Source organism: Acinetobacter sp. UBA6526 (assembly GCF_002434875.1).
GTDB classification, from domain to species: domain Bacteria; phylum Pseudomonadota; class Gammaproteobacteria; order Pseudomonadales; family Moraxellaceae; genus Acinetobacter; species Acinetobacter venetianus.
In genome coordinates this window covers 1-9,218 of record NZ_DJLC01000060.1, presented here as the reverse complement: position 1 = coordinate 9,218, position 9,218 = coordinate 1, and the positions used below count along the sequence as shown (strand labels likewise).

The window sequence follows — 9,218 nt, the reverse complement described above, 5'->3', positions numbered from 1 at the left end:
TACTTGATAAGTAGCACCACCAACACGGCGTGCTTTTACTTCAACCATAGGACGAACTTTTTCAAGAGTAGTCTCGAAAAATTCAACTGGGTCTACTTTGTTTTTTTCTTGAACACGTTCTAAAGCACCGTAAACGATACCTTCAGCAACAGATTTTTTACCATCTTGCATTACGTGGTTCATGAATTTAGCGATTGTTTGGCTGCTAAATTTTGGATCTGGAAGGATCTCACGAGCAGCGACTACGCGACGTCTTGGCATTTTAATACACCTAATAATATGACACTTCAGGATGATCCAGCAGTTGTACTAAGTGTCGTGTACATGACGCTGGCCTTACTATACGTCGCTTGAATTACAAATCTATGAAGAATTCAAACAAGCGAAACGCTAAAGGGTTGCTTGGGCTAGTTTCCTAGAATTACTTCTTAGGACGCTTAGCACCGTATTTAGAACGTGACTGGTTACGATCTTTCACGCCAGCACAGTCTAAAGAACCACGAACGGTATGGTAACGTACACCTGGTAAGTCTTTAACACGACCACCACGGATAAGAACAACACTGTGCTCTTGTAAGTTATGACCTTCACCACCGATGTAGCTAGATACTTCAAAACCTGAAGTTAAGCGAACACGGCAAACTTTACGCATTGCTGAGTTAGGTTTTTTAGGTGTAGTCGTATATACACGTGTACATACACCACGACGTTGTGGACAAGCCTTCAACGCAGGAACTTTTGATTTTTCAATCAAAGTTGTACGACCCTTACGGATCAACTGATTTGTTGTTGCCATTTGGCAATTCTCCCGTTATTAAACAACCTCAAAAAGAAAAACACCTCTTTTCAAGGGCACATAATTGTAAGTCAAGAAGTAAAAATGGTCAACATTGCGATGCATAGCAAATGCTGACCATTCCTAGAGTTTTGTTAACTTTCAGTATGTATTACACATCCTGAAATAAATTAGCTGTGTTTGTTCGACGCTGGCTCAATATCTATCGTCTTTTGTTCAGTGACAAGTTCTGCTTTTTCAGTCAAAGCTTCTTGCTCTTCTGCATCGTTTAAAGCTGACTGTTGCTCGGTATGTTCATGTTCAACCACATGCTTTTCAGCGAGTTGTTCAATCCCTAACTCTACTTCATCAAGTTTAGATTCCTCACTCGTAGATTGAGTTTTTACTTGAACCTCTACCTGAGTGATCACTTCATTCTGAGTGTTACTTTGCGATGCATTATTTACATTCTCAGCATTTAAAAGTCTTGGACTTGCTTTTTTCAATAAAGCTTCTGCCTTTAAATAAGCCTCTAATGGAGAAATATTTTCATCTGGATGTTCATTTAAGTAGAAACGTGCAGCACCAAAAATAGACTGCGATTTATGTCCAACATCTTCTAAAAGCTTCCAACTATAAAAACCACCTAAGGCAGCTCCGGCAACTGATGTTAACCGTCCTATAACAGAAACTTGTGGAATATGATTGAGCCATCCCCATTTAAATTGCCCTTCTTCATCAACCAACCATTTTTTAATAAGCTCAATGTCATTATTTGAACCCATCAATTGCTGAAATTGCTGTAAGTCATGTGTTTCTAACATTGATTTTAATGCTTTAAGAGCGAGTAATAATGTTTGCTTTTCAGCAACAAGCCCCAAATCAATTTCTTTAAAAACAAAAGCAACAATCTCTTGGTCTGCATCTTCAGATAAGTCAAAGCCATGAGAACGCCCCGTTTGATAGATGGTTCTCAACGCCAAAACAATAGATGCTGGAATATCAACAGCAGCACCCCAGACTCCTGTCGCACCTGTTACCAAACCTTGAGCAGCAGCTAATAATTTATTCTGCTCGATCAATGCTTGACTTAAACGTTGTGAGCGACCTGTATCACGCGTCAACTCAGCGATGTCTTTGACTCCAGCTTCCTCAAGAATTTTCTCAGTTAAAGAGCTATTTGAACTAAACTCATTTAACCATTGGAATAAATAGTCAGAAACTTTTTCACCAAGATCAGGTGAAACAAAGGTCGCTACATTATTTACTCGACCATAATGACGACCCAGTAATTGATGGGACAATTTAGGTAACTGTTGACGAAGCATATGTTGTGGACTTTCATAACTCTCGACCTCAAATGGGCTTTTAAAACGAGCTTTCCCCTCAACAATCTGTGATGCATTCGCAAGTTCAGCACCAGATGTGGTTGGAGCTACTTGAAGTTTTTGTAATTCGGAACTGAGCTTTTTAGCCACTCCAAAGGCTTGTGCAAATAAACCTGAAGTTTGCTTGTTTTTAGATTTTGCCATCAAGAACCTCTGCTCTGTAATCTGTGCATTTCTAGGTAAATACTAGGTTGAATGCAGATTTATCTCAACTTTTATCTGTATTCTTTCATTACGTTTCGTCACAACATCACTTATGTTTACCAATATTTACACAACTGGAAATAGGCATAAAATTTGCCATAAGAAATAAAAAACCTTTCTGCTATCATGGTGTCATTCACTCAAAAGCCATTTTAATCGTTATATTCTCCTGAGTTGTATTCATAGCGATAACTACAAAGGCTTCGTATTACCATAAAAGGGAACTGTAAATGAAACGTGTTGTAATCACTGGTATGGGCATTAACTCATGTATCGGTAACTCTTTAGAAGAGGTTACTCATTCTCTAAAAAATGGAATCTCTGGAACACGTTTTAACCCAACTTATGCAGAACTTAACTTCAAAAGCCATGTAAGTGCTGCAGCAGTACAAGACTTTGACGGTATTGATCGTAAACTTAAGCGCTTTATGGGCGTATGCGCGATGTATGCATACAATGCAGCAATTGCGGCTGTGGAAAATGCAGGCCTTAAACAAGAAGATTTAGCACATAATCCACGTTATGGTATCGCTGGCGGTTCTGGTGGTAACTCAACTGCATCAGTAACTGAAATGGTAAAGCTTCTTGAGGAAAAAGGTGCACGTAAAGTCGGTCCTTTCTTCGTTCCGCGTAATATGAGTAATACGATTACTGCAAACGTTGGCGTCGCTTTAAAACTTCAAGGGATCGCACACTCTATTACCAGTGCATGTGCAACTTCAGCTGATGCTATTGGATACGCTTTTAACCTCATTCAACTTGGTAAGCAAGATTTAATGCTTGCAGGTGGTGGCGAAGAAGATCATTGGTCTCAAAGTTTATTATTTGATGCGATGGGTGCTTTATGCTCTAAATATAATGACTCTCCTGAAACTGCATCTCGCCCATACTCAGCAGACCGTGATGGATTTGTGATCGCAGGCGGCGGTGGTTTTGTGGTTTTAGAATCATTGGAACACGCTCAAGCACGCGGTGCAAATATCTTAGCTGAAGTCGTTGCTTATGCAGCAAATAGTGATGGTGCCGATATGGTTGCACCGTCAGGTGAAGGTGCTACACGTTGTATTCTTATGGCATTAGACGAAGCCAAACAACATGGCGTAGAAAAAGTTGATTATGTAAATACGCATGGTACTTCTACTCCTGCTGGCGATGTAACTGAGCTAAAAGCAATGGAGCGAGCATTTGGTGAAGGTAAAGTTCCAGCACTAAGCTCAACTAAATCCATGACTGGTCATAGCTTAGGTGCTGCGGGTGTTCAAGAAGCGATTTATTCTGTATTAATGATGCAAAATGACTTTATCGCTCCAAACATCAATGTGACAGAACTTGATGAAGGTGCCCAAGGTTTCGATATTGTACTTGAAAAACGTGATGCAAAACTGAATACTGTGATGAGTAACAGTTTTGGCTTTGGCGGTGTTAACGCTTGCCTTATTTTCAAGAAGTGGGATGCATAATCCCACCTAGGATTATCGATGGATGCACCTTCTGATGCTTTCTTGTGGGTAAAAGCATTACATATTATTGCTGTGGTTTGCTGGTTCGCTGCATTGTTCTACTTACCACGTCTTTTTGTTTATCATGCCATGAGTGAAGATGCATTAAGCCATCAACGCTTTGAAGTGATGGAACGCAAGTTATATCGAGGGATTATGTGGCCATCCATGATTGCCACATTAATCACTGCTCACTTTCTAGTTGATTGGGGTGATGCGACCCGACATTACCATGATGCATTGTGGTTTTATCTCAAGGTAGGTTTGGTTGGTTTATTGGTGATTTACCATCTTGTGTGTGGTTATTATCGTAAAAAACTCATAGGCAATGCCCACTACAAATCACATAAGTTTTGGCGCTTCTTTAATGAAATGCCAACACTGATCCTATTTGCAGTGGTCATCCTTGTAGTCGTAAAACCTCAATTTTAAATGAGCGATATCTTCTCGGATGCTGTACTTCACTGATATGCTCGTACAGCATTTTCCACATTCATACTAAATATTATAAATAATTAACACATTTCACTCTCAAAGCTCTTAGCTCAAACTAAGCCATTTTCTTATTTTCTAGTATCTAAAAACTGTCAAATTACTGGAATACCAAAAACCAACTTTCCAACAAATATTCTATTTTAGAATAAAGTACACACTCATTTTTTATATACCAAGTTCTAATGAGCCAACCATTTCAGCAATATTCAAATAGATTAAAGGCTTGGTTTATTTCGAGCTTAATCTTTTATTTGAAAATAGACCAATTTCAATATCGCAGATTGACCACTGGTGAAATCGAAATGGCAAGTAAAGTCTTTGGTCATGCTATTAATTATAAAGAAGTCAAAATTTTTAACATCCCATACCTCCCTTGGCAGCCAGAAAACATTTTTATTGCCCCAAATGGAAATCTATTTGTTCATCCCAAATATTTCCGTTCTGACTACTCAAGTTGCTCAACCAACTTACAAGGAATTTTTATTCATGAAATGGCACATATCTTACAGTTTCAGCAACAGACCAATGTCATCCTAAAAGGTGCAATCTTACAATTAGGCTATTATTTGAGTTTAAAAAAATACAATCCCTACCATTATCATTTTATTCAGGGTAAAGCTTTTTCAGACTACAATATTGAACAACAAGGCGACATTGCCCGCGATATTTTTTTTAAAAAGATTCCAAATATTATTCTTGAGAAATAAAAAAGCTCTATAAATTTAATTTACAGAGCTTTTAAGTAAAAGAACTACGGTATGTATTACATAGCAGTACTTTTTTGAGTTTCAGAGTTGAGTTCATGACTATCATCCATTTCAGCCGTAAAATCTACACGCATTGCATCCATAACGATTGTGCTCATACGTCCCGCACCAATTGCTAATCCTAAAGCAATTACAAAATACACAAGCATTAAAGTCATATCATCAACCTCTCTTAAAAAATGCTTATTGAGTAAATAAAACCTAGTTCTCATTCTCACGAAGCATTACTGTTCCTACACGACCAACAGTAATGGCTAAGCCAGATGCAACAGCTAATATTAATAAAATCGACATATATTTCACCTCACCTGTAACTGGATAGTAGATGCAATCTGCTAGCTTAGGCTTGCTGATCGCCATCATTTAAAATAATCGTACCTACACGACCAACAACTACAGCTAAACCAAATGCGATGACTGGAAATAATACAACTGACATAGTGAATACCTCTTTGTTTTTCTGAGTATGTATCGAGACATACTTAATTTAAATCACAGTGTACATATGTTCACATTGATTAGGATAATAGCAGTGCACAAATGTACACTCAAGTGTAGCAAATAGATTCCCGACGAACGGTTAAAAAAAGTACAAACTAATAAAATTATATATTTGAATCATTTATATTTTAGAGAAACCCTAAATTTTCTTAATTTTTTCCAATCAAGATAGAAATCATAAAAAGAACGATTTCTATGATGTCATTTAGCTGTCATTTCTATGTGCGAAATTGACATGAAAAAAATCTTTTTATAGCTATATTAAATTTATTCATAATCATGCACCATAACAACGCAAACATTGAGAAATGTTGCTGTTTTATACACAAAAACTTGTTATTTTTACGCAGAAAAATGTGCATTTAGTATATATTAGTAAGCCTGTCATTTTTCTTTAAGATATAGAATGTTTGACACCATGATATACAAGCGTTTTTAAAACTATACTTATATAAATCAAAACCTTGTATATCAGCACCAGTTAAAACTCAGGATTAGGTTTGAATGAAAAATTTTAAAGTTGCCCTTGCTCAGTTCTCTCCGCATATTGGCAATATTGACGCAAATACTCAAAAGATGGTTGAACAAGCAAATCTAGCGAAACAACAAAAGGCTGATTTGGTCATCTTCCCTGAACTTTCTACCATCGGTTACCCAGCAGAAGATTTATTACTCCGCCCTAATTTACAAAAACGCACCCAAAAAGCGTTCGCCCAATTAAGTGAAGTAAAAGATATTTTAATGGTGTTTGGTTTTGTGCACCAAACTGAAGATGGTCATCGCTACAACTCTGCTGCCGTCATGAAAGATGGACAAGTTTTGGGTATTTACAATAAACACAACTTGCCAAACTATAGCGTTTTTGATGAAAAACGTTATTTCCAAGATGGTCATCAGCATTTAATTTTTGAGTACCTTGGACATAAATTTGGCGTACTCATTTGCGAAGATGTGTGGTCACTTAATACAGTTAAACAATTAAGTCAGCTGAACGTAGAAACCGTATTAGTTTTAAATGCATCACCATATGAAGTTGGTAAGCCACAACATCGAGTTCAAACATTAAATGAGCTTGCTAAACAATTAAGTCTTAATGTTATTTACGTTAACCAAGTTGGCGGACAAGATGACTTGATTTTTGATGGATCGAGTTTTGTTTGCAATAACAATGGTCAAGCAGCTTTACAAGCACCAAGCTTTAAAGAAGACCTTTATATTGCAGAGTACGATGCAGAACAAAAACAATTTAAAACGTCTGACACAGCCCCTGCTTTAGAAACTTTCGCTGAAATTTATCAAGCTTTAGTTCTAGCAACTCGTGATTATGTTCAACGCTCTGGATTCCCAGGGGTTATCTTAGGTCTATCTGGCGGTATTGACTCAGCATTAACGCTTGCAATTGCAGTCGATGCGATTGGCGCGGATAAAGTTCAGGCTGTGATGATGCCGTACACTTACACATCACAAATGAGTGTCGAAGATGCAACTGAACAGGCACGCCGCATGGGTGTGACGTTTGGCATCGCCGAAATTCATCCGATTGTAAATAGCTTCATGCAAACGCTTTATCCATTCTTTGGAAATAGCCCAGCAGATGCAACAGAAGAAAACTTACAAGCCCGTACACGCGGCACCTTACTGATGGGATTATCAAATAAATTCGGTAATCTTGTGCTCTCTACAGGAAACAAATCTGAAATTTCAGTTGGTTACTGTACTTTATATGGCGATATGGTTGGTGGTTTCTCTGTATTAAAAGATGTCTACAAAACTATCGTGTTTGAATTAGCTAAATATCGCAACACTTTAGACGAAACTCCTGTTATTCCTGAGCGTGTGATTACTCGCCCACCTTCAGCGGAATTACGTCCAGATCAAAAAGACCAAGACTCTTTACCTGCATATGACGTATTAGATGCAATCTTATATGCTTATATCGAAGAAGACCTAAGTCAAGCAGACATTATTGCTAAAGGCTACGAAGCGGAAGTCGTAGAGAAAGTAATTCGTTTGGTTGATCGTAATGAATACAAGCGTCGTCAGGGTGCAATTGGACCACGCATTAGTTCGCGTGCGTTCAGTCGTGAACGACGCTACCCGATCGTCAATGGATGGACAGCGAATGACTGAAAAAATTGTTTCTGAAAAGTCACAATTACTTGCTCAAGCACTTATGCTTGAGCAAGTTGCATTTTATAAAAAACAACTTACAACTGAACTTTCCGCTGAATTTTTTCAGCAGTTTATTCAACTTTTTCTGCAACACACACCCAATATTCAACTCAACGAAGTTGTCGAACTCGAACAAATTCAAGCGGTCGTCAAACGCTATGCATTTGAAATGCAGTTAGGTGCAGGACTGTTAGAATTTATTGGTGAAATTGCTCAAAGACTGCATGTTTTTTCTTTACAGTCATCAGCAGAGTTACAAGACTTATTTTCAGACCAACAATTTGAAATGTGGTTATCGAAGTTTCTAGAGCTAGAAAATATTCGCCACTATTTGAATCATTTCCTGAGAGAAAGTCCATCTATTCAGCAGCTCTGCCAATATATTGCGACAACAACGTTACAAAACAAATTACCAAAATTATTCTCACAAGCTGATGAAGAAAGAGTTTCTACTAGTAAATATGAATGGCAGCAAAAACTAAAAACATTTTCGCACCGTCAGCAACAACGTATCGAACAAAAAATTGAAGATAGTATTGCTCGCTTCATTCAAGAGCAGCTCGTAGATCTCAGCTTACTTTCAAATGATGATTTAGAGACACTTGCTCGAAATATCTGGGATGATAATAAATCGAAACCACTTTCTGAATACACCAAGCAAGTGACACCGCTTGATGTGGAAGAGTTCTTCGTCATGATCTATGAATATTGGAAAGAACTACGTGAGTCCTCTTACATTCAGGATTTAATCTTGTACGGCGTTAAAGTCTTTTATGATTTCTACAAAGACGAAAGCTTAGCAGATGTTTTCGCTGCAATCGGACTGGAAGAAAGCGATCTTCAAAATGAGGCTGTGCGCTTCTACCCTAAAGTCGTAGCTGCTTTAGATGAACATGGAGTATTAGAGCCTATCATCACGTTAATTTTAAAACCATTCTATGAAAGCAGCCAAACATTAGCGACGATAGAAAAACATTTATAATACATATGCTTAAGCCAAATTATGCCTTTGGCTTATTTTTTATAATAATGCTAGATAAAAAGAAACCACGCAGGAGCGTGGTTTTTAAAATGGTGGCTATGACGAGACTTGAACTTGTGACCCCCGCATTATGAGTGCGGTGCTCTAACCAACTGAGCTACATAGCCGTAAACTGTGTGCGCATTATCTAGTGTTCCGCCCTACAGGTCAAGCCTATGACATTGAAAATATAGGACATATGAACAGTTTTTATTCTTTTAAATTTCATTTGATCATTTTTCAACTAATTTACAGCTAAATTAAAAATTTAATGAAAATGTCAGAATGATTTGTTAAAAATTCAATCAGAAAAATAAAAAAGTTGTTTTTAAAAACAGCAGATAAAAAGAGACCACGCAGGAGCGTGGTCTATAAAATGGTGGCTATGACGAGACT

The 9,218-nt window shown here is 37.6% G+C and carries 8 protein-coding genes, 1 tRNA gene and 1 pseudogene; 5 read left to right on the top strand and 5 right to left on the bottom strand.

Annotation, left to right across the window (positions count from 1 at the left end; translation table 11 throughout):
- The 3 genes and pseudogenes from B4237_RS04015 to B4237_RS04005 all read right to left on the bottom strand — a co-directional run.
- A pseudogene (locus tag B4237_RS04015) lies at nt 1-261 on the bottom strand (30S ribosomal protein S7); the annotation flags it as partial.
- Nucleotides 262-421: 160 nt separating this feature from the next.
- Nucleotides 422-796: a 30S ribosomal protein S12 gene (gene rpsL / locus B4237_RS04010; protein ID WP_004638184.1), complete on the bottom strand. Its 375-nt coding sequence runs from the start codon at nt 794-796 to the stop codon at nt 422-424.
- Between the two features lie 170 nt (nt 797-966).
- Nucleotides 967-2,307: an EcsC family protein gene (locus B4237_RS04005; RefSeq protein WP_286941546.1), complete on the bottom strand. Its 1,341-nt coding sequence runs from the start codon at nt 2,305-2,307 to the stop codon at nt 967-969.
- A gap of 290 nt (nt 2,308-2,597) precedes the next feature.
- Here B4237_RS04005 and B4237_RS04000 point away from each other — a divergent pair, with 290 nt between their 5' ends.
- From B4237_RS04000 to B4237_RS03990, 3 genes are all read left to right on the top strand, one after another.
- Entirely contained in the window at nt 2,598-3,827 is a 1,230-nt protein-coding gene (locus tag B4237_RS04000; protein ID WP_004881100.1) for a beta-ketoacyl synthase N-terminal-like domain-containing protein, read from the top strand.
- 18 nt (nt 3,828-3,845) lie between these two features.
- On the top strand, nt 3,846-4,298 hold the full coding sequence (locus B4237_RS03995; protein WP_004881102.1) for a CopD family protein: 453 nt from the start codon (nt 3,846-3,848) through the stop codon (nt 4,296-4,298).
- 245 nt (nt 4,299-4,543) lie between these two features.
- The gene (locus tag B4237_RS03990) at nt 4,544-5,068 is read left to right on the top strand and encodes a hypothetical protein (RefSeq protein ID WP_286941540.1); all 525 of its coding nucleotides are present in this window, start codon (nt 4,544-4,546) and stop codon (nt 5,066-5,068) included.
- Nucleotides 5,069-5,124: 56 nt separating this feature from the next.
- Here the strand turns inward: B4237_RS03990 and B4237_RS03985 are convergent, their stop codons facing one another.
- Nucleotides 5,125-5,286: a hypothetical protein gene (locus tag B4237_RS03985; protein ID WP_286941537.1), complete on the bottom strand. Its 162-nt coding sequence runs from the start codon at nt 5,284-5,286 to the stop codon at nt 5,125-5,127.
- Nucleotides 5,287-6,133: 847 nt separating this feature from the next.
- Here B4237_RS03985 and B4237_RS03980 point away from each other — a divergent pair.
- Complete coding sequence (locus tag B4237_RS03980; protein ID WP_286941535.1) at nt 6,134-7,759, top strand: NAD+ synthase; 1,626 nt, start codon at nt 6,134-6,136, stop codon at nt 7,757-7,759.
- The gene (locus B4237_RS03975) at nt 7,752-8,783 is read left to right on the top strand and encodes a hypothetical protein (protein WP_286941532.1); all 1,032 of its coding nucleotides are present in this window, start codon (nt 7,752-7,754) and stop codon (nt 8,781-8,783) included. Before B4237_RS03980 ends, B4237_RS03975 begins: the two co-directional genes overlap by 8 nt.
- A 90-nt stretch (nt 8,784-8,873) precedes the next feature.
- Here B4237_RS03975 and B4237_RS03970 read toward each other — a convergent pair.
- Nucleotides 8,874-8,950: transfer RNA gene (locus B4237_RS03970), tRNA-Met, on the bottom strand.
- Nucleotides 8,951-9,218 lie beyond the last annotated feature (268 nt).

Bases quoted from the DNA above. Each gene is read 5' to 3' on its own strand.
- rpsL (WP_004638184.1), bottom strand. From the start codon at position 796: ATGGCAACAACAAATCAGTTGATCCGTAAGGGTCGTACAACTTTGATT.
- B4237_RS04005 (WP_286941546.1), bottom strand. From the start codon at position 2,307: ATGGCAAAATCTAAAAACAAGCAAACTTCAGGTTTATTTGCACAAGCC.
- B4237_RS04000 (WP_004881100.1), top strand. From the start codon at position 2,598: ATGAAACGTGTTGTAATCACTGGTATGGGCATTAACTCATGTATCGGT.
- B4237_RS03995 (WP_004881102.1), top strand. From the start codon at position 3,846: ATGGATGCACCTTCTGATGCTTTCTTGTGGGTAAAAGCATTACATATT.
- B4237_RS03990 (WP_286941540.1), top strand. From the start codon at position 4,544: ATGAGCCAACCATTTCAGCAATATTCAAATAGATTAAAGGCTTGGTTT.
- B4237_RS03985 (WP_286941537.1), bottom strand. From the start codon at position 5,286: ATGACTTTAATGCTTGTGTATTTTGTAATTGCTTTAGGATTAGCAATT.
- B4237_RS03980 (WP_286941535.1), top strand. From the start codon at position 6,134: ATGAAAAATTTTAAAGTTGCCCTTGCTCAGTTCTCTCCGCATATTGGC.
- B4237_RS03975 (WP_286941532.1), top strand. From the start codon at position 7,752: ATGACTGAAAAAATTGTTTCTGAAAAGTCACAATTACTTGCTCAAGCA.